We start from the raw sequence: 26880 nt of genomic DNA, 5'->3' as shown, positions 1-26880 counted from the left end.
CACCTAACAACCATTGCTTCCTTGAGGCGGAACGTAGCTTGGCTGACCTGACAACAAACTGACGCGCTATGAGAGCTGAGCAGAATCTGAGAGCCGCCGGAGCAAACCGTTGCTTTTGGCCAAGGGACAATGGCCGGCTGAACTGACGTGCGAACGGTATGGCCGACGCGAGTACGTTAGACCGGCTGCGACCGTAAGGCACACGGAATCCAGCTGCTTGGAACGCCAGACTCCTATCCTCAGAGGGGACGTGACTTTCTCCGGAGTGAAGGGGCATCTATGACCAAGTGTGCGGCGAGCTCATCATGGCGAATCTCTTTTCCTTTCTGATTTGTTCGGCCGCAGAGCGCCTCACCCCACCAAAATTGCAGATCCCGCATCGGCTCCGTAAACCTAGCCAGCAATGACGCGGGCGACGTACCCCGACATTCCACGGCGTTTGATCTCTGCTTGGTTGCAATAGTCGCAGCAGGCCCGAAAGCGTCGAGCCTTACCCCGGCTGCTGAACGCCCAATCCAGAACCCTGACCGAAAGGCTTGGGCGCCGGGCGATCTTCGGCCCCTGAAAATATTCCGAGATCGCGGTGCGCATGCAGGACCGGGTCCTCATTAGCTCGCTGACCTGATCAATTTGATGATGGCGCTGCTCCAGCATCTGCTCCCGGTCGAGCGCGAATACCTGTGCTGTCTCCACCGTTTTCTCCGCCATGAAACGCAGCCTTGAGATATCGAGGCCCACGCTCGAACCGTTGTGGAACATGACCCGCCACGGGAGGCTTCCCATCCCGTCCGGGGCGGCCGAATTCACGTAGCTGGTGCTCAACCGACGCCGCCTGCTGCCAACGGATCACGAGGCGGACGTTCGGCTCGTCGAGCCCCATACCAAAGGCATTGGTGCAGATGATGGTCGACGGTCGATCTGCTTTGCCCAAGGAACCGCTTGACGAGCTCCTGCCGCTCCCATGCGTCCCCAAGTTTGGAATGATAGAGCGGCACTTCAAGCCCGAGACCGCGCAGGGCCGCTTGCAGCCTCGCCGACGTTCGTTGACGTACTAAGACCATCGCCTTCTGTCCCTGGAGCTGAGGTGTCCGCACGAGAGATGCGATTTCCCGTGCTCGCATGCAGCTTTTATGCTGGCAATCCAATACTCGAAAGTCTTTTATTATCAGTTGCTTGCGGTAACAATTTATGCATTCCGCGCCCTTTCTAGACACGGTTCTTGAAATTATGCAGCTTTTATGCATAAATTGGATGAAATGATGAGAGGCAGTGCTATTATGCATCCCGTACTTCGCGTCCCGGAACTCCAGGGCTTGGAAAAGAAAATCTATGAGACCCTCGTTCGGCGTGGCGGCAATGGGCTTTCGCAGGCGAAGATAATCCAGTTGTTAGAGCTTGCCCCGTCCAGTCAGTCTTCGGTTTCAAGAGCTCTTGCCAAACTCGGCGCAGCCGGGCTTGTCGAGAAGTCTGGAACCACGAGAGATGCGTCGTTCAGCCTAACGGCGGAAGCGAAGTGGTTTGCGATTCCAGGCCACCTTCGACCGCAGGTGAAATACGATCCAGACCGCTTTGGATCCTACGACCCTAACGTTGCACCCTGGCTTGATCCTGCTTCGCATGCGCTCATGTCCGAGTCCGTCGGAAAGGGTAGCCTAGAGCTCGACCCTTCCACCTACACGCGTGAAATTGCCGAAAGATTCTTGATCGAGATGTCCTGGGCTTCTTCGGCGCTTGAAGGAAATACTTATTCCCTGCCTGAGACTGAGGCGCTCATCAAATACGCGGAGGTCGCGGGCGGAAAGTCTGAAATCGAAGTCCAAATGATCTTGAACCACAAGCAGGCGATTGGCTGGGTTATCGACAACATTGCGACAGTGGAGATCGCTCCGGAGACGGTGATGAGACTGCACGCGATGCTCATGCGCACTCTGGTCAGGCAGAACAATCTCGGCGCGGTTCGACGCGACCCGGTTAGCATCACGACCAGTTCATATGTTCCGTCGTCCGACCACACCGAGTTATCAATGGGACTTTCGGAGCTCTGCTGGAAGGCGTCCACAGCGAAAGACCCGTTCGAGGCCTCCTTCGCTTTGCTTGCAGGCATCGCTTACCTGCAGCCCTTCATCGACGGCAACAAGAGGACCGGGCGACTGCTCAGCAACATCCCGCTCCTGAAAGCAGGACTGCCTCCCATCTCCTTCATCGGAGTGGGTAGAGCCGCTTACGGGATCGGCATGACGACATGGTACGAACTGGCTGATACAAGCCACCTCGGTAAAGCGATCGCCGAAGGCTATGCAATCACAGCGCCGTCCTATCTTGTGGCAACCACCACCAAGAGAGTGCCCCGCTCAGTGGAGATCAGAATGCGACGGCGCCTTGACGACGCCGTCGCGGAGTATCTCAGCCAGGCAGTCGCCAGTCCCGATTTGATGCCAAGCGATTTCGCGAGAGACGCATTCAGGGAGCTCGAGGGAGAAGACCTGGATGTCATAGTTCAGTCCTTCGCGGACATCATCGCGGCTATCAATGAGTTGAACTGCGTCGCATACGGTGTTGCGCCTGACCTTGTCGAAAAATATCACAGGGTGAAACCCGGCGGAGGCGCACACGTTGGACCGTAGGCCTCCTGCATAAATCGCAACGGCAAACACTTGATATAACGATATATTTTTCGGCCAAAGCAATTTTGCATGAAAGATGCATAAATTGACGCCTTCCAATGAGTCCGCCGTCTCCGTCATCAATCCGAATGAGCAGACCGCTTTCGAGTTAGTAAAGCGATATTGGAAGCTGTCCTCGGCGAGATCGGCAGGGCGTTCTACTACCACTCCGACGGAGAACTGGGCTTCAGATTGCCCTATCGGCGGGACACCATGCGCATCATCGTGGCACTGCCGGACGCTGACGAAATGCCTGGGACTGCGCCCTCCCTTTGTGGCATATTCGGGTGCGCCTTTCTCCATTTCGGCAGAAAGCGTGTGCTTGTATCACGACCATTTCGTTACGCGAGTCATCAGCGTTTGCAGGCTCATAGATGAAGGTCCGCATCATGCCTTTCCCGCACCGGACTCGTCGAGCTTCGGCGTCAGTCCCAGGATAGGCCCCACCGCCTTGGAGCTTCTGAATCGCTGCAGAATGTCGATGGTCGCGGCATAAGCGAGCGCCACCACGTCGCCAACACCGAGAACCGTCATCAAGCACCGGCAGGTCGCGTTATTCCTGGTTATCGTGAGCACTTTTTGTGCAGGCGAGCCAATTCGGCGCGCACTACCGCCGGGCGGCAAGCAGCCTCCATGATCTCTTCGAGATCGGGCATGCCTTCGACGAGCTCGCAAATCCGCTCCTGCGCAAGCCGAATACCCATCTGCCCGGCTCGCTGCCCCAGGGGCGCAACTCGCCGCAGCGGCCGGCCTACGGCCTCTATGCCGAGCAGCTTTCGGGCTCGCCCTTCACCGCGGCGCGTGGCACCAAAAGCGTTCCTGGCTCTACCGCATCCGGCCGAGCTTCCGGCACACCGGCCGCTTCAAGGCACTATCTGCTTGGGAAGACCGCGCCCAATCTCGGCGACCATGAGGTGGCGCTCGACGAGCATCGCTGGAACCCGGCCGATGCCGAGCGAGCCGACCTGTTCAAGTCGCAAGTCCGACAAAAATGTGACGTAACGAACAGGTGGAATCGCGCATGAAAGCCAACATAAACCCCCTTTTTGAGCTGGCACAACTTTTGCGCTTTGAACTGCAACGTCCACCCCAGGAACGGAGCCGTTCATGTCTTTACCGACGATTTCGCTTGAGAGTTTGGTCAGCAGCAAATCCTTCGACAAGTTGCTGACGATCGCGAAATCCACCGGCTGCGCATCTTCATCCTGCGGCTCGTCCGCAAAGCCGGACGAGATGGACTCCGCGGTCTGGGAGAAGATCAAGGACCATCCATGCTATTCCGAAGAGGCGCACCATTATTTCGCGCGCCTGCATGTGGCGGTCGCGCCAGCCTGCAACATCCAGTGCAACTACTGCAATCGCAAATATGACTGTGCCAATGAAAGCCGGCCCGGGGTCGTCTCGGAAAAGCTGACCCCAGACCAGGCGCGACGCAAGGTAATCGCGGTCGCCAACGAAGTGCCCCAGCTTTCCGTGCTCGGGATCGCCGGACCGGGCGACGCCTGTTACGACTGGAAGAAGACAAAGGCAACTTTCGAACGCGTCGCCAGTGAAATCCGCGACATCAAGCTGTGCATCTCCACCAACGGGCTCGCGCTGGCGGATCATGTTGCCGAGCTTGCCGACATGAATGTCGATCACGTGACAATCACCATTAACATGGTCGACCCCGAAATCGGCGCAAAGATCTATCCTTGGATCTTTTACAACCATCGCCGCCACACCGGCATCGACGCTGCCAGGATCCTGCACAAGCGGCAGATGTTGGGCCTGGAGATGCTGACCGCGCGCGGCATCCTCACCAAGATCAATTCGGTGATGATCCCCAGCGTCAACGACGAACACCTGATCGAGGTCAATAAATGGGTAAAGGAGCGCGGCGCGTTCCTGCACAATGTCATGCCACTGATTTCCGACCCGGCGCACGGTACGCATTTCGGCCTGACCGGGCAGCGCGGCCCAACGGCGTTGGAGCTGAAGACGCTTCAGGATCGCCTCGAAGGTGGCGCCAAGCTGATGCGCCATTGCCGGCAGTGCCGGGCCGATGCCGTCGGCCTGCTTGGCGAGGATCGTGGCAAGGAGTTCACGATCGGCCAGATTTCGGACGACATCACCTACGACGCCAGCAAGCGCGAGGCCTATCGGGAGGTGGTCGCGCGCGAGCGCGGCGATCACGTGGTAGCCAAGAGCGAAGCGGTCGCGACGGTCAAGGCAGCGGGTTCCAGCAAATCGCTCCTCATCGCTGTGGCGACCAAGGGCGGCGGCCGGATCAACGAACATTTCGGCCATACGACGGAATTCCAGGTTTATGAGGCCTCTCAGAGGGGGATCAGCTTTATCGGGCATCGCAAGGTCGAGCAGTATTGCCTCGGAGGTCGAGGCGCGGACGCCACCCTCGACAGCATCATAGCTGCGCTCAAAGGCATCGATATCGTGCTGTGCGCCAAAATCGGAGATTGCCCCAAGGATCAGCTCGCAGAAGCTGGAATCCGGGCAATGGATGTTTATGGCTACGGCTACATCGAGACCGCTATCAGCGCGCTTTACGCCGCCGAGTTTGGGAGCGAACCACTGGCGGCGACGGCTTGAGTGTCTCGTCCCAACCGAATCAGGAGTTGAGAAATGGCCTTCAAGATCATCGCCTCGCAATGCACGCAATGCGGTGCCTGCGAGTTCGAATGTCCATCGAGTGCGATCAAATTCAAGGGCGAGACCTACGTGATCGATCCCGAGCAGTGCACGGAATGCAAGGAGGCCTTCGATACCCAGCAATGCGCCTCGGTATGCCCGGTGCCGGGGACCTGCATTCCCGCCTAACCTCCAATCGGGTCAGCGGCACGGTCGGGGTCGCTTCCGGGGCACGCCATGACCTCCTTTGTTAACGAACTGCAGCCGCGAGAAAGGAAGGAAGGGGATGGGCCTCGGACGCGAACAGGAGGTCGAGATCCGCAAGCCTCCACGATTTATGCCGGGCGAGCGGGTCCGTGCCACACGCCACATAAAGAATGACGGCACTTATCCCGGTAGCGAGATAGGCGCAAACCTCGTGCGGAAGGGCGATGAAGGCTATGTGCGCGACATCGGCACCTTTCTCCAGCAGTTCTACATCTATGCGGTCGAATGGTTCGATCGCGGCACCGTCGTTGGCATGCGCGCCCACGAACTCATCAGCCTCGACAAATCCGGGGATCCTTGTGCCGAAATCACTTGTGGTCACTAACAAGGGAACAGCCCGATGAAGGTTATGATCCGCAAGACCGACGCCGGCCTATCGGCGTATGTGCCCAAGAAGGATCTCGAAGAGCCGATCATCGGCGTCGAGAATGAAGAGCTATGGGGAGGGTCTATAACGCTCAGGAACGGCTGGCGGCTCGTTCTGCCCGACCTTCCGCGAGATACACCTTTGCCGATCACCGTCGAGGCAAGAAAGATTTCCGACGAGGATTGATGCCGCAGGTCGGCAACCTGAGAGCGTCAACGGGAAACAAGCATGAATAAGATTCTGGCCTTGGGCCATCTTGTGATCAATCGGGACAGTCATGCCGCAAAGCAGCTTAACCTGCTGAAGAAGGCTCTCTGCGCCGATGAGATCATCCCGTATCTGGGTCCCGACCTGCTTCGGCTTAGGTACGGGGAACCACCGGTACCGCACACGCCGCAAGCCGTTGCCGCCGCATTCAACGCGCGGGCGCCCGCTCCTTCCAAGATTCGCACCAATATGTGGTCGGTCGCTCAATTCATCGAGCAGCGCCGGCATCGGCGGACGCTCCAAGCCTGGATGGCTGAGATATTCGCAGGGCCGGTGGCGCCGACCGTTTTCCATGCCTGGCTCGCGACACTTCCCCTCTCGCTGATCGTCGATACCTGGTACGACGGCGCCATGCGCGCGGCCCTCATAGACACCGGCCGCACTGATGTCGTCGAAATTCAAGGCGTCACGCGGGCGCACGCAATTGGCGACGTTTGGACGAAAACGTACGATTTGTCTGGAACGGAACTCCAACCAGACTCGGCGGCAACGACGGTCCTCTATACGCCGCACGGCAGCGTCAAGCCGGCGGCAAACTTCCTTATCGCAGATTCGGATTACGTCGAGGCCCTCACCGAAATCGATATCCAGACTCCGATCCCTCGAGCCGTGAAGGAACGGCGCACCAAGCGCGGTTTCTTCTTCTTCGGCTGCCGGTTCGACGACCAGATGCTGCGCACCTACGCCAGACAGGTCATCAAGCGCTCAAGCGGCCCGCACTTCGCGGCTATGGATTCGGCAACGCTGACCAAAAACGAACGCCGCTTCCTTGCAGCAAACGCAATCACGGTCATAGACATGCCGGCAGGCGAAGCCGCGGCTCAACTGGTTGGGACAGGCGTCTAGCAGGGTGGCCAGCTTTGCATATCAGGGTTCATTTGACGGGAGAGTCATCCAGCTCAAGGCCCCCCAAGATCAATCTGGAATGCACCCTCGAACGGTAAGGATATTCGGGGCGTGACGAAGCCCAGGAATTCGCTCGCGCACGTAAAGGCGGCCGCTTCGGACCGGGGCTTGAGCACGATAGCGCGCCTTACCCGGATGAATTTGCGGCATTCTTGGCAGGTCGCCGTCGCTATCGGCTCGACACTCGTCGCGGCATCGCTCCAATTGCTAATCCCCGAGCTCCTCGGCCAGGCCATCGACCAGACCCAGACCGCCGTCAGCGGGGGTGCCAGCGGGGCGGCAGCGCAAGAGGCGCTGCGGACCTCGGCTTTCGTGCTGCTTGCCGTCAGCGTGCTGCGCGGCCTTTTCACGCTGGCTCAGAACTATTTTGCCGAAGCGGTCGGACATCACGTCGCGTATGAACTGCGGGTAGCTTGTTATGAGAAGATCCAGCGGCTCAGCTTTTCTTTTCATGACCAGGCGCACTCGGGCGATCTGATTACGATCGGCATGCTCGATGTGGACGGCGTGCGGACGTATCTTTCTACCGCTCTGGTTCGAGCCGTCCTGCTCGTCATGTTGATCGGGATCGGCGCCTATATGTTGATTTCCACCAACGTGGTTCTTGGCCTCCTCGCGCTGAGCTTCGTGCCCTTCGTCGGGTGGCTCTCATCAATCACCCAGCTCAAGCTGCGCGCCACCTGGCTTGACCTGCAGGAGCGGCTTTCGGTCCTCAGCCGCGTCATGGAAGAGAATTTCGGCGGCATCCGGGTTGTTCGCGCCTTTGCGGCGCAGGCCTACGAGATGCTGAAGTTCGACCGCGCATCAAAGAGTGCGCTTGGCCTCATGCACGAACGTGTTGAGATTTACGTGCGCAACATTTCCGCGATGAATTTCTCCTTCTTTTTAGCGATGGGACTGGTCCTTTGGATCGGCGGGAACAAAGTCATTGCGGGCGAAATCAGCGTGGGCAAACTTGCGACGTTCCTGACCTTTATGACCATCTTACAGATGCCGGTTCGCCAGATAGGCTTGATGGTCGACGGCTTCGCCCGCGCCTCGACGTGCGGTTCGCGCCTGTTCGGGTTGCTCGATCTGGATATCGCGATCAAGGACACAGCAGACGCTAAACCGCTCGAAATTAGAGAAGGCACCCTGCGCTTCGACAATGTTTCATTCGCCTATCCCGACGCCGAGAACCGCCCATTTCTGAAGAATATTAGTTTCGAGGCCCGCAAGAGCGAAACGATCGCTATTGTCGGCCCGCCCGGCTCCGGCAAGTCGACGATGGCTCATCTGGTCCCTCGTTTTTACGACGTTGCCGGCGGCGTCATCACGCTTGACGGCCAGGATATCCGCGAGGTCACCCTCGCCACGCTTCGCAGGGCGGTCGCGGTCGTGCAGCAGGATGCATTCCTTTTCACTACGACGATCGAAAACAATATCGCCTATGGCGATCCCTGGGCCAAGGAACAGTGGATCGAGCGAGCGAGCGAGTCAGCTCAGCTTCACGACTATATTCTCGGCCTGCCGGCCGGCTACAAAACGGTGGTGCGCGAGCGCGGCGTTTCCCTTTCGGGCGGCCAGCGTCAGCGCCTGGCGATCGCTCGCACGATGATGATGCGCCCGTCGGTCATCATCTTCGACGACTCGACTGCCGCGATCGATGCAGCCACAGAGCAGCGCATTCGGCGCGCCATGCGACTCTTTGCCAAGGATCGCGTGACCATCATCATCGGCCACCGGCTGAGTTCGCTCATGCATGCCGACCACATCCTGTTTATCGAGAACGGCGAGATTGTCGAGCGTGGCACTCATGAAGACCTTCTAGCGAAGGGTGGACGCTATAAGGCCCTTTACGATCTCCAGGTGCGCCCACCTGATGACATGCTGCCCGAACAAGAGGGGGCGAGCTGATGCTCCAAACCGGACAAGTCGAGACGGAACGCAACGACGCCCGCGACCACGACCGGCGTCCGCCGCATGCGGTCGTCGGCTCGCACCACATCGAAGAGGAGATATTCGGGCGGGCGTTTGATAAGAATATCGTACGACGCATTTGGGTGTTCGTCCGGCCCTACCGCACAAAACTGATCATCTCGGTTGCTGCGATGTTGATCCTGACCGGCACGCAGCTTCTCGTCCCGCTGACCATCCGCTTTGCGATCGACCACGGCCTGCACCCGGAAAGTGGCGATCGGTCGGCCCTGCTTGCAGCCGCCTGCGCCTTCCTTCTCACCATTTCGGTCAATTTTGCCGTCAGCTATACGCAAGAGATCGTGGTCTACAAAATGGCGCAGAATGTTCTGTTCGATATGCGCCGCGCCACGTTCGGCCATCTGCAGGACGTGGCGCTTTCTTTCATGGACAAGACAGAGGTAGGACGGCTGATGTCGCGTCTGCAGGGCGACGTTAATTCTATGCAGGAATTCCTTGAGACGTCAGTCTTTTCGCTGGGCGACATCACTCTTCTCTTTGGCATCATCTTCGTCATGCTGTGGCTCGACGTTCGCTTGGGGCTCCTTACGCTCTCAGTGCTGCCGGTTCTCCTCATCGTGCGCATCTTCTGGCTGCCGCGCGCCCGGGACGCCTTCATGGCCGCCAATGAGGCCAATTCGGTTTCCAATGGCGCGCTGGCTGAAGCCATTCACGGCGTACGGGCAGTGCAGTCGATGGACCGCCAGCAGGTCAACTTAATTCTTTACGATGACAAGGCTCACGCCAGTCTCATGACACATCTGACCGCCGCCAAATACGCTCAGATCATGGTGCCGATCGTCGATAGCCTTATGGGCGTTGCCATGGCTGTCGTCATCGTCATCGGCGGCTCGATGGTCATGAACGACCGCATTGACGTGGGTGCGATGGTCGCTTTCCTCTTCTACATCCAACGCTTCTTCGATCCGATCCGCTCGCTCACCTTGCAATATTCGATTATGCAACGCGCGATGGCGTCGGGAAAGCGCCTGACCGACGTGCTTGACGTCAAGATTGAGGTCCAGGACAAACCGAACGCCAAGGTGCTTTCGCCCGAGATGGACGGCTCGATCGAGTTCAGGAACGTTACTTTCGGCTATGATGCCAAGCATCCGGTATTGAAGGACGTGTCGTTTCGGGTCAATCCCGGCGAAACCGTCGCCCTGGTCGGCCCGACCGGTTCAGGTAAATCGAGCGCAGTGGCCCTCGTCCGCCGCTTCTATGATGTCCAGGAGGGCCAAGTGCTGGTCGGCGGATATGATGTGCGCGATCTCACCCAGGAATCGCTTGGCCGTCAGGTCGCCATGGTCCTGCAGGAGCCGTTCCTTTTTACCGGCACGGTTTTCGAAAACATCCGCTACCACAAGGCTGAAGCCACGCGCGAAGAGGTAATCGAGGCCGCCATGGCGGTCGGCGCGCATGGCTTCATCGTGCGCCTTCCTGGTGCATACGATGCCGCTCTAGGTGAACGCGGTGGCAATCTCTCGCTGGGCCAACGCCAGCTTATCAGCTTCGCGCGCGCTCTCGTGGCAAATGCCAAGATCCTCGTCCTCGACGAGGCAACGGCCAATATCGACAGCTACACGGAAATGCTAATCCAAAAGGCACTGGTAAGGCTCCTCGAAGGCCGCACGGGCCTCGTCATCGCCCATCGCCTTGTCACGGTCCGAGGCGCCGACCGTCTCATCGTTCTCCAGAATGGCAAAGTCGCCGAAACCGGCAAGCACGACCAGTTGATCGCCAGAGGCGGTCTCTATTCCAAACTCTACAGGCTCAACCACGCCTCGTTCGACGACACGCCCGATGAGCAACTCGACACCTCCGAAGCAGCGGACTACAGATCTGAGGCGCGAAGCTCCGAGGAGCCAGCGCATTCGTGCAAGCGCTTTGCCGAGCGGTGATAGCCGACGCGTCGCCGGCTTTGCACAAGCAGACGTTAAACAGCGAGAATGACTGGATCCATGCCGCACCGGCTGGCATGACGAGGAGGCAGCTAAGCCAAACGTGCTCGCTCCACGACAGAAGCAAGCAGCTGATCGCCAGTGTAAAAAACGCACCGCGAACGACCCATTCGTTGGAGAGAATTTCGCGGGCGCGTCCGATGAGGAGCGCGCCACAGATCGCTCCCAAACCGAAAAAGCCAAGCATGACCCCGTAGGTGACCGCAGTGCCCTTAACCTGTTCGCGAACAACCAACGGCAGGAGAGCCAAAATGACGACTGCGGTGAGGCCGAAAATGAAACTCCGGCACATCAGTTTGAGAAGGTTTGGCGACAGAAGCACATAGCGGAATCCTGCCGCTATCGCGCTTCCGAAAGCCTCCCGCGGCAGCGCTCGTCGCGCCGGTACAGTTTTCCAGCGTAACAGCGCGGCGATCAGGGCGACGTAGCAAAATACATTGAAGAGAAACGCGAAGGCCGCCCCGGCGGTCGCCACGATTATGCCGCCAATCGCCGGTCCGATGCTGCGCATGAGGTTGTAGCTCATGCCGTTGAGCGCAACTGCGCTTGGGAGGTCTTCGCGAGGCAGGATATCTCCCATCGAGGCTTGCCACGACGGATCGTGCAATGCCCAACCACAGCCGATCAGGAACGTGAGACCCAAAAGGGTCCAGGGTGTGATTTCCCCGGCGTAGGTCAAGAGCGCCAGGGACGCTGATACGCAAACCATCAGCAGTTGCGCCATTAGCATGATTCGGCGACGGTCAAAGCTATCCGCAAGCGCTCCGGCTGCGAGCGAGAAGATCATGTAGGGCAAGGTGGTCGATGCCTGTACGAGCGCCACCATTCCATGGGAGCTGGCAATACTCGTCATCAGCCACGCAGCCGCCACACCTTCAACTAGCGTCCCAAGATTCGAAACAAGGGCCGCCGACCACAGAGAACGGAATGTCTTGTGCTGAAAGGGTACGAGTGGAGATGTTCTCTTCGCCATTGTGGGAAGCTTCGGAATCGACCGCGAGGCTGGATCTCTTCAGCTCACTCAACCACGGCCTCGCGGCTCAAGCCAAGCTGCCACAGTGAGCGCGCCTGCTAACCCAGGCAGATAGTTGTGGGCTGACGCTAAATCGCTGGCGAGATCGGCCGTTATCATCTGCTGGCGAGTTCTTCATGCGCACTGAACACAATCGAGATGCAGCAGTTTTTCAATTTCAAGAAGAGTTCCCAACTTCCCCGACGGCAAGATGCGACATCTGATCCGATACTGCACCGCCCCGCAGCTTCGGACGCTCAAGCGTTTCCGAGCCGAATGCACCCACTCCCGTAGCGTTGCATTCCATTCTCCTCGCGCGGAGGCCTGCGCTCGGCCCGCTTGCGAACACTGGCGCGACCGGTATCACTTGCTCGTCGAGGGACTTTTACGATAAAGCTCGGCGCGAACCAGGAAGCGCCAGGAGTTCCGAGCGGCGACTTCATTCTTCTATTCGTTTCTCATCAGGAAGGAACTATGAGGCGGCAAACGCGACCATTCACCGTGGAAGTCAAACAGAAGCGCCGTTATAAAAAAGCCGCCCGTTCCATCTGGGGCGATTTCGACATCGCTGCGGCGATGGGCGAAACTTCAGAGGAACTCCAGAAGGTTCAACTGTCCAATCGTCAGCTTGTTGACTCTACTGTCGCGGCCCTTGATGCTGAACCTTTGCACAAACCGCAAATGGAGAATTTCATGGCAAATCGCCTGGAAACCGAAACAGCAGTAATTCCTACCGAACCGGCAGCCGAAGCGGAGAAGTCAAAATCGAGGGCGAGAACACCGCGGTCGAGGAAGCCAAAGGCTGAGCCGAGCGCGCTTGGCCGTAAGAACGGCGCCAAGCCGACATCCGCGACCACTGAAGCACCGCCATCGGCACGGACAGGCCGCAAGGTCTACTCCGTAAAGGAGCGCGGCCAGAAGCTCGCTCAGATCGAGACGTTGATCGGCGGCGGCGCCACTCTCAAGAGCGCGGTGAAGCAGGCCGGCATCTCGGAACAGACATATTATCTTTGGAAGAAAGCGGCGACGCCTGCAGCGGACAGCGACGAGCTGAAGGATCTCGTCGCGCTCGAGGAAGAAAACAAGCGGCTGAAGAGCCTGCTTGCGGATCGTCTGCGCAAGGAAAATACGGAACTGAAGAAAAGGCTTGGGCTGGATTAATTCAGCCTGAGCTTGCGGCTTCCCATATCGGCGCGCTGCCAAGGCGATGTCGTGCCGTCTTTCGCTGCGTTGCGGTGAACGACCGGGTTGGGTGACTGGGTTCACCGTTCATCGGCGGCGGCCAGAACGATCGACATTGTCGACGTGGCCAATTTTGCGGCAGTAGACTGGTGATCGATCCATTTCCTTCCGAGGATGAATTGCCGACTTTTCTCTTGAAGCGTCATCGGGCTGACAACACATTCTGCAATGGTCGGCGGGTGTCGATGACGCCGCTTCGCAAGTCGGCTGTTCAGCAGGTCGGGAGGAAACGAAATGAAGGCGCAGGCCTTCGGCAGTCCGATTTTCGTGAAGCGTGCCGCCTATGTCGTGCAAGAGATTGCGGACCTCGAGGACGCCATCGATTTTCTCGATGAGTGGCCCGAAGATCGCAGGGACCTGATTCACGAGACTGCCTTTAAAGCATGTTTTGACGCTTATGATGGGAACAAGCCCTTAAGCGCAGCCCGCGCTGCCTTTTGCGGCTTTGCGAAACGGGCCGCCATATTGGAAGATCCAACCTCGGCGATGCAGTGGATTGCCGCCTGCAAGACGGGCAGTGGCAAACGGTCCGTGTGAACAGCGACGTTGAGCGAGGGGGCTGGGAACGTGGGGCAATGTGGTCCCGTGAAGTGTCGCGTCCAGAAAACCAGTTCTAACCATCGTCCGGAAACGGCGTCCGACCTAGGCAGGCATAGCGATGGAATCCCACGTCGGCCACGCGCTGCAAGGCTATGGTCTGGCAGCGGGCTGGTTGCTGGTAGACGCCGCGGGCGACTCCTTCGAGCCGCCCTACGCCACGTATTCATGGTCAGTCAAATCGGGTCATGATTTCAGAATGAATCGTCACTGCAGTGTACAGAGACGCTTCCAATGGCAAATCCCCAAACGCGATCTGGCAAAGAAGATAGTTGGCCCCAGCCACTTCCAACTGACCAAGAAGAGCGTCCCGCACAAAAGCTGCCGTTCCCGCTATGCACAGTTCACTTTCAATCGCCGCTTCGAGGGTCAGCGGCAGGTTTGGTGGAGTTGGAATGCCATTGAGGTCGTAAAGAAACTTGAAGCTCTTGAGCCATGTTTCATAAGCAGGTGCCGCGATCGAATAGGCATGCGTGTCAGAACGCCCAATCACGATCATGCGCAGCAATCCTAGCAACGGCGACGGATTACCTTTGTCAGTGGTTTCCTCCCGCTTGGCGCGGAAGGCGTCGGTAACTTTGCGTACGGAGGAGCTATGCCCCACGCACGCGAGATTTGCGCCATTCGCGGCTGCCCAACCTGCCGATTCGGGTCGATTGGTGGCGACCCATGTCGGAGGACGCGGGCGCTGACGGGGTCTAAGCGTCAAGGGAACGCTATTCAGCTCAAAGTGGCGGCCCCGATAGGATAACTTCCCGCCCTTCAGGGCGGCGATTACGATTTCGCTGGCTTCCGAATAACGGCCTGGCACTGCGTCCGCGCCAATCCCAAAATAACCCAATTCGGCTGAGAGAGAGCCTCGCCCTATACCGAGCTCCACCCTACCACCGCTCAACCGGTCGAGCATACAGATCTCTTCGAACGCCCGAAGCGGATGGTAAAGGGTAAGGAGCATCACAAGCGGACCCACACGCAGCTGGCGGGTGCGCTGTGCGACGCTCGATAAGAAGAGATTTGGCGACACACCTCTCCCATGGGGGGTGCAGTGGTGCTCTGCGAGATGATATGCATAAAAGCCGAGGTGATCGCAGGCCTCCGCCAGCTTGAGACGATCGGCGCATTGTAGGCCGATGTCGCGACCGTCCTCATCCAAGTGATCGAAGATTCCGAAGGTCGGCTTCGAAGGCAAGACGTTTTTCACTCTATTGTCTCCGGAGTTTTGACGCGGAAGGTCCTTGCTTCGAACGACGCTCGAAACGCTCAGAGCAACGACATATTTTTGCGAAGCAACCCCTGTCCGCGGGGATATAAATATGATTTCTATAGGCAGATGGATTATACTTGCTGCTTTAGTATTATTAGTATATCAGACATCTCAGACAGCAGTATGTCCATTTGTTCTCTTGTGCCTATGCTTACTCTTATGTGTTCTTTCAAAAATGAGTCGGAAAAAGCCGCGACCAGTACTTTCCGCCGCTTCAACGTTTTTTGCCACCACCTACCGTCTCGTCCTGGCGGCACGCGGGCTAGCAAGAAATTTGCATGCGAAGGCGTTACGGAAAATCCCAGTTGCGAGAGCGCGAAGGACACGCGCTCCCGTTCCTGCTTGATGTATCTGTGGTTCTCTTCATAGGCGTCGCGATGCGCAAGGATGCTGACGCCAACCGCATGGCCGATCACGTTCATGTTGAAAACATTTTGGATGTTGCGCAGCCTTCCAATGATTTCGGGGTGCCCCAATCCAAAACCGATACGGATACCGGCGGCGGCGTAGCTTTTTGAAAATGTCCGTAGGAGCAGAATATTGGGATAATGATCGATAAGGCGCAGGCCATTATCCGGGGCGAAGTCGACATAGGCCTCATCCAGAACAATCAGGCGATCCGACTGCGCCGCGAGGCGTTCGATCTCGGCCACCGAAACGAATGTTCCAGTTGGATTGTTCGGATTAGCTAGAAGAATGAATTTGGCGCCTTCTGCGGGACCAGAGAGCAATTCCTTTACCGGCAGGACATCAGATTGACCGCATTCGATTTCAAGAAATTGAGCCCCCTGCAACATGGCGAGTTTGCGGTTGAACGAAAAGCCCGGCGATAGCATCGCCACGCTGTCGCCAGGGGCGAGGAAGGCTCTGTAGATGAGTCCCAGCAGCTCGGAGGATCCGTTTCCGGCAATCACTTGATCCTTGGTGAGGCCGTAGGCATCAGCCGCCGCTTCCCTCAAACCGATGTTGTCGTGTTCTGGATATAGATACTGCTGCTCAAGGGCGGCAATTGCACTTTGCATTACGACTTCCGGCATCGGAAATGGATTCTCGTTCGTATTCAACCGGACGCAGCTATCGTCCAGCGAATGGCGATCGGAGGGCAAAGGCTTTAGTTCCCTTGGCACCTGCGAAAACGACGAAAGCACGCTTTTTAGTTTTGTTCCCGACATATCCTCTCCAGTCGACTTGAGGGCTCAATCATCCACCCTCAACTTGCTCATGTTTAGCTCCCCACCAATTTCGCTACTTCCTGTATAAGTGCGAATAATCCTTTTTGTCTGAGGTCATTTCAAACTCAGAATAGCTTTCTTGTAAGAGCCAATTAATGTTCGTTCCTATTGCTAACAACACTGTCTCATCGATTTCATCTGCCTCCGAGCGATGGTTTTAAAGGGGCATGACGAAACGTCTATTTCTGAGGCTATATGCATGCCTCGCCGTTTGTTCATCGACATATTGGAGGCTGGTTGCGAAGCGGCGTTGATCTGCGCCAGATTGCTTTTCGACCACGGCTAATGAGGCGCCACAGTATTTCTACCGCTCGCGTCAATAGCCGGCCAGGACCGCCCGATCCTCGTGCTGGATTTCCCGGGGTCGATTCGTTTGAATCTCTATGGTCGACACGGCGCCGGTGAACAGCGCTCCAGGCAAAAACCCGCATAGTGATGAACGTTGTTTGCTCAAGCGCGATTGGGCTGCTGTCGCCGCGTTTGTTTTCATCAATCCGCGAGTCCTCGCTTGGTGTCTGCGGCTTGCCCGTGCTGTGGTGGTGACCGATCCGGCGAAGGGACGGGTCGCAACGAGGCGGCCTCACTTGGCGGCTGCGGGACGGGTGGCTGGCCGGCCAATGTCTCGGCAAGATGATGCCCTGCAAACGCGGCTTCCAACTGCGCCTGATCCAATTCGCCTTCCCAACGGGCGATCACGAGCGTTGCCACGGCATTGCCGATGATGTTCGTAAGGGCCCGGCACTCGGACATGAAACGGTCGATACCGAGGATCAATGCCATGCCAGCCACCGGAACGGACGGCACCGCAGAAAGAGTAGCGGCCAGCGTGACGAATCCGGCGCCGGTGACCCCCGCCGCTCCCTTAGAGGAAAGCATAGCAACGAGTAGCAACAGGATCTGATCGCCGATCGAGAGATCCGTATTCGTCGCCTGGGCGATAAAGAGGGCCGCGAGCGTCATATAGATGTTGGTGCCGTCCAGATTGAAGGAATATCCCGTCGGAATGACCAGGCCCACGACTGAACGCTTGGCGCCAGCCTTCTCCATCTTCTCCATGAGAGTGGGCAGCGCGGCCTCCGAGGAGGACGTTCCAAGAACCAATAGCAGCTCTTCCTTGATGTACCGGATGAGAGAAACGATCGAGAAGCCATTGAAACGGCAGACCGCGCCGAGAACGATAAACACGAAGAGAAAAGCCGTGAGGTAGAACGTCCCGATCAGCATTGCGAGATTGACGACGGAGCCGATGCCGTATTTGCCGATTGTGAAGGCCATGGCGCCGAACGCGCCGATCGGGGCAGCCTTCATCAGGATACCAACGAGCGCAAAGATCGGCACGGTGAGCGCCTGGAGGAAGGAACTGATCGGCTTGCCCGTCTCTCCAACCATCGCAAGCGCAATGCCAAACAGGACCGAGAAGAAAAGGACCTGAAGGATGTCGCCGTCTGCAAAGGCGGCCACAATCGTGGTCGGAATGATGTTCATCAGAAAGCCCGTCACGGACTGCTCGTGGGCCTTTGCGGCATAGGGATTGACGGCTTGGATATCGAGCGAGGCCGGATCAATGTTGAGGCCGGCGCCCGGTTGAACGACATTGGACACGATGAGGCCGACGATCAGTGCCAGCGTCGAGAAGGTGAGGAAATAGACCATCGCCTTGCTGGCTACCCGGCCGACCTTTTGAAGGCTGTGCATGCCGGCGATGCCGGTCGCGACGGTCAAAAAGATCACCGGTGCGATGATCATCTTGACGAGCTTGATGAAGGCGTCACCAAGCGGCTTCATGTTTTCGCCGATTTCGGGGTTGAAATGGCCGAGCGCGACGCCCAGGGCGATGGCGGCAATCACCTGCACGTAAAGCCGTGCATAGAAAGGCTTGCGAGGCGCGGCGTTTGCGTTGGGGCCCTTTGCGGTCAACATAAATCTCTCTCCCAGACCGGATCTCGGCAGTGCCTCTCCTCCCCGGGTTATTCCCGATCGCTGCGCTCCGGTCGGACGCTGCTGCGCTGTTCGTCGCAAGACATATGCCAACCGGAGAGGCCGAGCGGATCGCGCAATTTCGGATGTTTTCAGGGAGGTTGCGCCACGCACATGTGTGAATTTCCGCACTCAGTGGTTCCATTTGGCGAAATCCGGCACTAAGGTTGAGTCTGGAGAACGCGGTAGCAAACGACGGCATCAGCGAGGGTGGCTTGCATAAGGCCCCGTTCAACTTCCCTGGCAGATTGGGCACCGGCAGGTTTCTCTGGCTTGTGGTTTTGTTTGCACTTCTTGGTCCGGGGCTCGGTTTTTTTGTTTTTGCAGCCGGCCGTATTGCCGGCACCAAAGCTGAGTCAGACCTACGCGACCGTGCTCTTGCCGCGCGCCCACTTGCAGCCGACACTTTGAAAGGAGACGTCGAGAAGCAGCGATTAATTCCGCGCGTCTTGGCTCGTGATGGTGCGGTCCAGGAGATGCTTCGCAGTCCGGGCACCGGTGGGGAAGCTGCGCTGGATGAAAAGCTTCGAGCCATCGCGCGCGACGCCGCCTCTTCAGTCATCTACGTCATCAACAGTGAGGGAACGACGGTTGCTGCGAGCAATGCCGGCGAGCCCACCAGTTTTGTCGGCCGCGATTACCGTTTCCGTCACTACTTCGTTGAAGCGATGGCGAGCGGCATGGCCACGCAATACGCACTCGGTACCGTTAGCAAGCGCCCCGGCCTCTTCTTGTCGAGCCGGATCGATGGACCGGAGGGGCCACTCGGTGTCGTCGTGGTGAAGGTCGAGCTCGACCGTGTGGAGTCGAGCTGGCGCGAGAGCGGTTTCGTAGTCTTCACGAGCGACGAGCGCGGCGTCGTCCTTTCGACCAGCGTGCCTCAATGGCGTTTTGGCACTCTCTCTCCTCTTTCCAAAAAAGAGGCAAAAATCGCCCGCGATCGTCTGCAGCTGCCTGGCGCGGCGTTCGAGCCCGTTCCGCTTTCGCACCGCGGCGGCAACCTGGTCACCGCAAGTAACGCCGACAAGGCAGCCGGCTTTGTCACGGTTTCGCAGGATCTCGGCAAAGTGGTCCCAGGTTGGCGGCTGTCACTGCTCATTCCTGCCGATGCAGAGATTTCCGCGGCGATGATGACAGCCCGCGCGACAGCACTGCTTGCCCTCGTGCTCGTGGCATTTGCCGTTTCCGTTATTGTTCGACGGCGCCGGGCGATCCGACAACGGCAGGACGCGCTTGCGCACATGAACGCGGAACTGGAACATCGCGTCAACTTGCGTACGGCAGAGCTCCGCCGCTCGAACGAAGCGCTCGCAGCTCAGATAGCCGAGCGCGAGAATGCCGAGGCAAGGGTGCGCCGGTTATGTGAAGAACTCTCTCAGGCGAATCGCCTCTCAATTCTTGGACAGATCGCAGCCGGAGTTGCTCACGAGATTAACCAGCCGGTGAACGCAATTCGCACCTATGCCGAGAATGCTTCACGTCTTCTCCAAGGCGACAGGCCGCGAGAAACCGCCGGGAATTTGAAATCGATCATCGCTATAACGGGACGTATCGGGGCGATCACCGAAACGCTGCGGTCGTTCTCTCGCCGCGCAACCGGTTCCGTGGGGCCAATATCGGCGGAGGAGGCGATCGACGGGGCGCTTTCGCTCCTTTCGGGCCGCATCCGCGAATGCGGCGTGACGATCGAACGGCAACGGACAGATCCGTCTCCGACGGTGATGGCAAGTTTCGTTCGGCTGGAGCAAATCCTGGTCAATCTCTTGCAGAATTCGCTCGATGCCCTGAAGGGCCTGCCGGAGCCGCGGATCGAGATAGCACTTGCCCAGAACAAGGAAACAGTCACCATTTCGGTTCGAGACAACGGTGCCGGCCTCGCCCCTGAAATTCGCAAGAGCCTCTTCATGCCGTTCACCACAAGCAAGGAAAAGGGGCTCGGCCTTGGCCTGCTTATTTCAGAGGAAATCGCCCGCGAGCTCGGCGGCTCGTTGCGACTCGATGCCAGCCACGAGAGGGGGACTTCCTTCACAATCGAATTGAGGCGCGCCGAATGAGTGGCGAAAAAGGGCCTGTCATCTTCGTTGACGACGACGAGGATCTGCTGCCCGCTGCAGGGCAGATGCTGGAACTTGCCGGCTTTAGCCCTATCGTCGTCAATTCCGCCGAGGCCGCACTCGCCAGAATCGACGAGAACTTCAATGGTCCCGTCGTCAGCGACATCCGCATGCCCAGAATGAACGGGCTTCAGCTCTTTGACCGGGTGAAAGCAATCGATACGGACATCCCTTTTGTCCTTATCACTGGGCACGGCGACGTCGAACTCGCCGTTGCCGCCATCAAGGACGGCGCTTACGATTTTATCTCCAAGCCATATGAGACCGACCGGCTTTTGGTGACGCTGAATCGCGCTTCCGAAAACCGGCACCTGGTCCTCGAAAACAGGCGCCTCAGGGATGCGGTCGTCCGATCCGCGGGCGATATGCCTCTCTTAGGGAACGCGCCGAGTATGACATGGCTGCGAGAAACGATTCGCCAGATCGCCGATACGGATGTTGACGTCCTTGTGGAGGGTGAAACCGGCACGGGTAAGGAGGTGGTCGCGGATCTGCTTCACCGCTGGAGCAGACGAAGTACCAAGCCGTTCGTGGCCTTGAACTGCGGGGCGCTGCCCGAAAGTGTCATCGAAAGCGAACTTTTCGGCCACGAAGCAGGTGCGTTTACCGGTGCGCACAGGCGTAGGATCGGTCGCCTCGAATACGCGAATGGCGGCACGCTATTCCTCGACGAAATTGAGTCCATGCCGCCTGCACTCCAGATTAAACTCCTAAGGGTACTCGAGACCCGCCAGGTCACGCCACTCGGAACCAACGAAACCCGCAGCATCAATGTTCGTGTCGTGGCTGCGACGAAGGTCGATCTGAGCGATCCGGCCGCCCGCGGTGACTTCAGGGAAGATCTATATTTCCGTCTGAACGTCGTGACGGTCAATATTCCGCCTCTTCGCGAGCGGCGCGAGGACATCCCGATCCTCTTTGCGCATTTCTTGGAACGCGCGTGCAAACGCTTCGGCAAGCCAGTGTGGGAGATAACCGCGGCCGTGCGTAATCATCTCATCGGCCATGATTGGCCCGGCAATGTCCGCGAACTTGCACATTTCGCGGATCGGGTTGCATTGGGACTTGAAGGGGCGCCTAATTCGCCCCCTGGAAAAAGAGACGCTGAATTAAGTCTCTCTCTTTCCGAAAAGGTTAGTTTTTATGAGGCGACCGTTATCCGCAACGCATTGCGGGAATGCGATGGCGACGTGAGGAGGACGACCGAGTTTCTGCAGGTGCCCCGCAAAACCTTCTACGACAAGCTGAAACGCTATGGAATAATTCCGGGCGCGTATCGAAGCAGCCGCGATTGTTCGAAATCTTCTTGAACTCGCCCGTCGCCGAAAGGCTGCTATGGGCTTGTGGGCACCGGGAAAATGAAAGCTGCTTGCGCCCAACAATACACTTCTCCGGTGCGGATACGTCAGCGGCGCGCTCTGGCGGTGTGCGGATCGTCTCGCGAGAGGGGGGGCGCCTGATGATCGGGCCGTTTGGGATCAGTCCTTTTTGGCTCCGAGACCTGAAAGACCTCGTGCTGCATATGTGTTCTTTCGGTTGATGCGTGTCGATGCAGTTGCGTCGAACTGCCAACGAGCACGCACCGTAATCGCCGAATCCGGCGAAGAAGGGATCTACTGCGACATCGCGGCATCAACCGCAGACTGACACATTCTGTCAAATTCCGTGACCCCGTCCTGTATGTTCCCCATGACTTCCTGTTAGACTCGAATCATGACTAAGCGCCCCACAATTGCAGATCTCGCCCGCGAAGCCGGGGTTAGCGTAGCGACCGTCGATCGGGTTTTGAACGGCCGTCGACTGGTGAGGGAACAGACCGCACGACGGGTCTGCGAGGCGGCCCGCGTCATCGGCTACAACGCAGCTGGTCTGATGCAGCAGCGCGCGCAGCGGATTTTGCCGGAGTACCGATTAGGCTTTATTCTCGGAATGCCGGCCGAGCATTTCTATCAGGATTTCGCGCGAGAGATCAAAGCTGCTGTCAGCGCGGCACAGTCCTTCCGGGGCATTCCAGTCGTTGAATTCGCGCCGTCGCATAGGCCTGGCGACCTGGTCGAGCTGCTCGAGGACATGGGTGCACGCTGCCACGCGATAGCGATGATGGCACCGGATCATCCAACCGTCACGGCAGCTGTCGAAGAACTCAAATCGAACGGAACCCCGGTTTTTTCGCTGCTTTCCGATTTTGCCGCCGGCGTGCGCGAGGGCTATCTGGGCCTCAACAACCGCAAGGTTGGACGGACGGCCGCCTGGATGTTTTCCAAGGTTGCAAAAAGGCCGGGCAAGGTGGCGGTCTTGGTCGTTAGCCACCGTTTTCAGGGTCCCGAATTGCGAGAAACCGGCTTTCGATCATACTTTCGTGAGAAAGCGCCGATGTTCGAGGTGCTGGACACGCGCGTGAATCTCGATACGCGGCAAACCACCTACGAGGCCACGCTCGATGTCATACAACGCGAATCCGAACTTGTCGGCTTGTATGTCGCCGGCGGAGGCACGGAGGGCGCCATCGCTGCGCTCCGGGAAGAGGGCGATGGTCGGAATCTCCTCGCGATCGTCAACGAGATCACGCCAGAGTCGCGGGCAGCACTCGCGGACGACCTCATTACGATGGCGGTTGCCACGCCCCTGCGCCCGCTTTGCCAAGAGTTGATGACGCTGATGGCCAGGGCAATCGAGACAGGCACCGCGGAGGCGCCATGGCAGACGTTTTTGCCGTTTGAGATTTATCTGCCGGAAAACATTTGAGGCGAGATTCGTTCTCTTTGAGCGGTTCGCTACGACAGAGCATAACGACAGAATTCCATTTATCTCATCACCGGAAAACGTTCATCGACTCTGCTTCCGTATTCTTCTCGTTCCGGTCTCGACGATGACCCTCTGCGAGATGAAACTGGAGAGCCGTATAACTGCGCTACCAGACCCATCACCAGGCTGATGTGAGGAGCTTGCCCACAAAGACGCTCCACGACCATAGGATTGTCTGGAAATCAGAAAGACGATCCCAACCCGAGGTTCGGCGGGTGGGGGGTCGAATGCATGCAGCAATAGACGATTGGATATGCAAAAGCCTCCGAACTGCCCAGGCAATCGCTTCTGCAATGGGTGAGAGAAAAAGTCGCCGTTCAATCGTTATGCAGCCGCCCTACTATCCATGGTGTGGATGAGTGCCATCGAAACAATTGATTTTTCGAATTTTTTGAAATGAGGCAAATCTCGATCTGACTGGTTTCAAAGCACGTCGAGCACACGTATGCAAATGGCGCTCGTAAGCATGGAAGTGACGTCCAGACTTGGGAACTCGGTGACGCGAGGAACTCAACCGGTAGGACCACGGTCTTCTTCGTCACTGTTGTGGCACTCTCACATTAGTAAAATCACCTCTATATCAGGTAGTCTATGCCGCGATATTTGCGAACCGATATTCAGGCCTTGCGAGGCTTGGCCGTTCTTCTGGTCGTTCTTTATCACGCCCGTCTTGGTCCGGGCGCCGCAGCTTATCTTGGCGTTGACATCTTTTTCGTCATTTCGGGGTTCCTGATCACAGGCCTCGTCAGGACGCATGTTGAACAATCACGGTTCAGCTTTTGGGAGTTCTACTACCGGCGTGCTAAACGCCTGTTGCCGGCTGCCTATGTCGTCATTGCGCTCACGACGATCGCTGCGCCTTTCTTCCTGTCGGAGGTGGAGCTGAAAGGGTTCCAAAACCAGGTTCTCGGGGCCCTCACATTCACCAGCAATATCGTTCTCTGGTTTCAGTCCGACTACTTCGGTGGCGCCGCCGAAACGAAGCCCCTCCTGCATTTCTGGTCGCTCGCTATCGAGGAGCAGTTTTATTTGCTGCTCCCTGCCTTCTTGGCTTTGGCTCCGAGGAGATGGTGGCTGACAGGAGTAGGCGTGCTCCTCGTTTCCAGCTTCTCGCTATGTCTTTATTTAACCTCCCGCGATCCATCCGCCGCATTTTTTCTTTTGCCGACCCGATTTTGGGAAATGGCCCTGGGGTCATTCGGGGCCTTGCTTCCCATCAGCCCCAGCGCGGCTGCCAGGCTTCCGAAGCTGCGCCTCCCGGCGGTCGCAATGCTTCTCTTTGTTGCCGTTGTCCCCACTGGGTCCCCTCATCCGGTCGATGCGGCTGTGGTTTGTCTCGCAACGCTGGTCCTCCTGCTTGCGCCCAGTAGAGATAATGTGGCGGTTCGAGGCATGGCGAGGATAGGAGATGTGTCGTACTCGCTCTATCTGATCCATTGGCCGGTGCTCGTCTTTGTGCGGGCCGCTTGGCTTGCAGATACACCTGCCCTTGCGATCTACGCGGCAGTTGCTTTCTCATTTGTCGCGAGCTGGGTTCTTCACCGTTTCGTGGAAGAGCCGTTCCGGCGGGGATATGCGACGTCCCGTTTACGGCTGGCTTCGGGTCTTGTTGCTGTATCGGTTCTGCTCGGCTTGTCGCCCTCGCTCGCCATTGCAGCGACCCAGAGCAACATTGACTTTGCCTATATCCGACGGATCAACGAAGGTTTGGGACCAGCGTGTGATTTCAGGCCCGGATCGCCTCCTCAGGAAATCCCTCGGAACTGCCAAACTACAAACAGGCCCGAGTTGCTGGTCTGGGGTGATTCATTTGCCATGGCGGTGGTTCCCGGCTTGGCCAAGACAATCGGAGAAACGGGACTGGCTCAGCTCACGATGAGCGCGTGCCTCCCTGCTGTCGGAATAGCTGGTTTCTCGAAGTCGCCGACAGCGTCTCCCTATTCCCGCGCCTTCGGCGAGAGCTGTATTCGCTTCAATGACAGCGTTTTGCGTATCTTGAAAGCTCGACCCGAAATAAAGACCGTTGTCATTTCAAGCCCGTTTGGCGTCGCGGCGCCGGGTGAATTCATGCTGCTTAAGAGGACCAAAGATACTTTCACCGAGGTCAATCTTTCTATTGATGAGGCCGTTGATGGCATCAAGGCTCTCGTCGAAGCCGTCCGCGCCTTGGGCAAGCGAGTGGTCGTTCTTGCTCCTCCACCAGTTGGGAACATCGACATCGGTGAATGTCTTGAGAGGAAGGCACGTGGAATTGTTATTGTCGGGCTTTACAGTGACTGCAAAATATACGTCGCGCAATACCGTCGAAGCCATTCCGACACTCTCGAGCTCTTGAATCAGGTGGCCTTGAAGGCTGGCGTAGAGGTCATTTCTTATCACGACTTTCTGTGCGACGGCACAGCATGCAAGACGGAGATCGATGGCAAATTCCTTTACCGGGACAGCGGTCACCTTTCCTATGAAGGATCAGAGATAATCGCTCGCCGGACAAGACTTGCCGAGAGGCTGATTGCGGCTGCTCGTTAGAGCTGATGAGATGGTTTGAAGCAGCCAGATTCGTCCCATGGTTCGAAAGCTGGAGGGTGAAGCTTGGTTAGCTAAACTAGGGCCAATGTCGGGACCCGATCAACTCGCTGGATCGAATGCGTCTGTCCTCGCAACGGCCCCCTTTTTGCAATGGAAGAGCATCAAATCGCGTAAGGAAGGGAAAGCAAGATGCACCGTCGTCACCTGATCAAAGGGTTCGTTGCACAGGGCGCTTGCCTCATCTGTGCCGCGGCCGCGCGTGCGGATGGGACCCATTGGGGATACACTGGTCAGGTGGGGCCCGAACACTGGGCCGATCTGGACAGGAAGAATTTCGTCTGTTCGGCGGGTACGCAGCAATCACCCGTTGATATTACCGACGCCGTCAAGGCCGACATGCCGCCTATCGCAGTAGATTGGCACAAGGGCCGCCGCAAGATGGTGAATAACGGCCATACCATTCAAATCAATATGCCGGAAGGCAGCACGCTGACCCGCGGCGATCGCACTTTCGAATTGATCCAATTCCATTTTCATGCGCCAAGCGAGCATCGCATAGCTGGCAAGAGTTTCCCGATGGAAGTGCATTTCGTCCACAAGGACACAAAGAGCGACAGCTTTGGTGTCCTGGGAGTCTTTCTGATACCAGGCGTGACAAATGCCAGCTTTGAAAGCCTGGCAGCAGTCTTCCCTGCGTGGCCAAGCGCGTCAATGTCCGCCGATATCGATCCCAGCGGGCTTCTCCCGGCCTCGCTCAGCTACTGGACCTATGAGGGATCATTGACGACGCCGCCCTGCACCGAGAACGTTGAATGGATGTTGGCAAAAGAACCGGTAGAGGTCGACGCTGCGGATATTGCTCGATTTACCTCGCTCTATCCCCAGAACGCACGGCCTATCCGTTCACCTAATCGGCGCTTCATCCTCGACTTCAACTGAGGCCTTAGAATGCGGCAGTAAAGAACGTTGACCGGCAGAGGAGGCGGCCGCAGAACGCGAAAGGCGACCGCCTTTGTTGCCCATCCGATGAAGATGAAAGCAGCCGGATCATTGCGGCCGAGATAACCGCAATGCAGGCCGGCTTCGTTAATGCGCC

The 26880-nt window shown here is 57.7% G+C and carries 19 protein-coding genes and 3 pseudogenes; 16 read left to right on the top strand and 6 right to left on the bottom strand.

All coding sequences use genetic code 11. The features are described from left to right. Window positions 1–393 precede the first annotated feature (393 nt). The gene (locus RFM52_RS29905) at window positions 394–822 is read right to left on the bottom strand and encodes a RecQ family zinc-binding domain-containing protein (RefSeq protein WP_320298801.1); all 429 of its coding nucleotides are present in this window, start codon (window positions 820–822) and stop codon (window positions 394–396) included. Between the two features lie 491 nt (window positions 823–1313). Here RFM52_RS29905 and RFM52_RS29900 point away from each other — a divergent pair, with 491 nt between their 5' ends. Next, complete coding sequence (locus tag RFM52_RS29900; RefSeq protein ID WP_320229375.1) at window positions 1314–2624, top strand: Fic family protein; 1311 nt, start codon at window positions 1314–1316, stop codon at window positions 2622–2624. Between the two features lie 369 nt (window positions 2625–2993). Here the strand turns inward: RFM52_RS29900 and RFM52_RS32925 are convergent. Next, a pseudogene (locus RFM52_RS32925) lies at window positions 2994–3245 on the bottom strand (transposase); the annotation flags it as partial. On the opposite strand from RFM52_RS32925, the gene RFM52_RS29890 reads away from it, so the two are divergent. The 8 genes and pseudogenes from RFM52_RS29890 (at window position 3245) to RFM52_RS29855 (ending at window position 10955) form a co-directional block, all read left to right on the top strand. Next, a complete protein-coding gene (locus RFM52_RS29890) occupies window positions 3245–3688 on the top strand; it encodes a homogentisate 1,2-dioxygenase (RefSeq protein WP_320216492.1) in 444 nt (147 codons plus the stop codon). The pseudogene RFM52_RS32925 and the gene RFM52_RS29890 sit on opposite strands and share 1 nt — an antisense overlap. Window positions 3689–3770: 82 nt before the next feature. Next, window positions 3771–5252, top strand: coding sequence for a nitrogenase cofactor biosynthesis protein NifB (gene nifB, locus RFM52_RS29885; RefSeq protein WP_320298802.1), 1482 nt, complete (start codon window positions 3771–3773; stop codon window positions 5250–5252). 33 nt (window positions 5253–5285) lie between these two features. After that, complete coding sequence (locus RFM52_RS29880) at window positions 5286–5480, top strand: 4Fe-4S binding protein (RefSeq protein ID WP_320216494.1); 195 nt, start codon at window positions 5286–5288, stop codon at window positions 5478–5480. Between the two features lie 97 nt (window positions 5481–5577). Next, window positions 5578–5902, top strand: a pseudogene (locus tag RFM52_RS29875) (nitrogen fixation protein NifZ). After that, complete coding sequence (gene nifT / locus RFM52_RS29870) at window positions 5899–6111, top strand: putative nitrogen fixation protein NifT (protein WP_040971429.1); 213 nt, start codon at window positions 5899–5901, stop codon at window positions 6109–6111. Before RFM52_RS29875 ends, nifT begins: the two are co-directional and overlap by 4 nt. A gap of 42 nt (window positions 6112–6153) precedes the next feature. Continuing rightward, on the top strand, window positions 6154–7038 hold the full coding sequence (locus RFM52_RS29865) for an SIR2 family protein (RefSeq protein WP_320229377.1): 885 nt from the start codon (window positions 6154–6156) through the stop codon (window positions 7036–7038). A 168-nt stretch (window positions 7039–7206) separates the two neighbouring features. Then, window positions 7207–8994, top strand: coding sequence for an ABC transporter ATP-binding protein (locus tag RFM52_RS29860; protein ID WP_320298803.1), 1788 nt, complete (start codon window positions 7207–7209; stop codon window positions 8992–8994). Then, a complete protein-coding gene (locus tag RFM52_RS29855; RefSeq protein ID WP_320298804.1) occupies window positions 8994–10955 on the top strand; it encodes an ABC transporter ATP-binding protein in 1962 nt (653 codons plus the stop codon). Before RFM52_RS29860 ends, RFM52_RS29855 begins: the two co-directional genes overlap by 1 nt. Window positions 10956–10983: 28 nt before the next feature. Here the strand turns inward: RFM52_RS29855 and RFM52_RS29850 are convergent. Beyond that, window positions 10984–11988 (bottom strand): annotated as a pseudogene (locus tag RFM52_RS29850) (MFS transporter); the annotation flags it as partial. A gap of 513 nt (window positions 11989–12501) precedes the next feature. Between RFM52_RS29850 and RFM52_RS29845 the strand changes: the two are divergent. After that, entirely contained in the window at window positions 12502–13188 is a 687-nt protein-coding gene (locus RFM52_RS29845; protein ID WP_320298805.1) for a transposase, read from the top strand. Window positions 13189–13503: 315 nt separating this feature from the next. Further along, window positions 13504–13806 carry a DUF982 domain-containing protein gene (locus RFM52_RS29840; protein WP_320216502.1) on the top strand — a complete coding sequence of 101 codons (303 nt, stop codon included), beginning with the start codon at window positions 13504–13506 and terminating at the stop codon, window positions 13804–13806. A gap of 232 nt (window positions 13807–14038) precedes the next feature. Here RFM52_RS29840 and RFM52_RS29835 read toward each other — a convergent pair whose 3' ends face one another. The 3 genes from RFM52_RS29835 to RFM52_RS29825 form a co-directional block, all read right to left on the bottom strand. Next, window positions 14039–15067, bottom strand: coding sequence for an LLM class flavin-dependent oxidoreductase (locus tag RFM52_RS29835; RefSeq protein ID WP_320298806.1), 1029 nt, complete (start codon window positions 15065–15067; stop codon window positions 14039–14041). Between the two features lie 134 nt (window positions 15068–15201). Further along, window positions 15202–16302 (bottom strand): histidinol-phosphate transaminase, encoded by a 1101-nt coding sequence (gene hisC / locus RFM52_RS29830; RefSeq protein ID WP_320298807.1) that lies wholly within the window; start codon window positions 16300–16302, stop codon window positions 15202–15204. A 549-nt stretch (window positions 16303–16851) separates the two neighbouring features. Then, window positions 16852–18282 carry a dicarboxylate/amino acid:cation symporter gene (locus RFM52_RS29825; RefSeq protein ID WP_320298808.1) on the bottom strand — a complete coding sequence of 477 codons (1431 nt, stop codon included), beginning with the start codon at window positions 18280–18282 and terminating at the stop codon, window positions 16852–16854. A gap of 224 nt (window positions 18283–18506) precedes the next feature. On the opposite strand from RFM52_RS29825, the gene RFM52_RS29820 reads away from it, so the two are divergent. The 5 genes from RFM52_RS29820 to RFM52_RS29800 all read left to right on the top strand — a co-directional run bounded on the left by RFM52_RS29820 (window position 18507) and on the right by RFM52_RS29800 (window position 26723). After that, complete coding sequence (locus tag RFM52_RS29820; protein ID WP_320298809.1) at window positions 18507–20393, top strand: sensor histidine kinase; 1887 nt, start codon at window positions 18507–18509, stop codon at window positions 20391–20393. Beyond that, the gene (locus tag RFM52_RS29815) at window positions 20390–21763 is read left to right on the top strand and encodes a sigma-54-dependent transcriptional regulator (protein WP_320298810.1); all 1374 of its coding nucleotides are present in this window, start codon (window positions 20390–20392) and stop codon (window positions 21761–21763) included. The genes RFM52_RS29820 and RFM52_RS29815 overlap by 4 nt, the downstream gene beginning before the upstream one ends. Before the next feature lie 403 nt (window positions 21764–22166). Continuing rightward, on the top strand, window positions 22167–23198 hold the full coding sequence (locus RFM52_RS29810) for a LacI family DNA-binding transcriptional regulator (protein ID WP_320216508.1): 1032 nt from the start codon (window positions 22167–22169) through the stop codon (window positions 23196–23198). 651 nt (window positions 23199–23849) lie between these two features. Then, entirely contained in the window at window positions 23850–25784 is a 1935-nt protein-coding gene (locus RFM52_RS29805) for an acyltransferase family protein (RefSeq protein ID WP_320298811.1), read from the top strand. A 189-nt stretch (window positions 25785–25973) separates the two neighbouring features. Further along, window positions 25974–26723, top strand: coding sequence for a carbonic anhydrase (locus RFM52_RS29800; RefSeq protein ID WP_320276594.1), 750 nt, complete (start codon window positions 25974–25976; stop codon window positions 26721–26723). The last annotated feature ends 157 nt before the right edge of the window (window positions 26724–26880 follow it).

It is taken from the genome of Mesorhizobium humile, from assembly GCF_033977215.1.
In the GTDB taxonomy this organism is placed as follows: domain Bacteria; phylum Pseudomonadota; class Alphaproteobacteria; order Rhizobiales; family Rhizobiaceae; genus Mesorhizobium; species Mesorhizobium humile.
The sequence above is the reverse complement of the archived record's forward strand: the minus strand, read 5'-3'. Positions and strand labels throughout refer to the sequence as shown.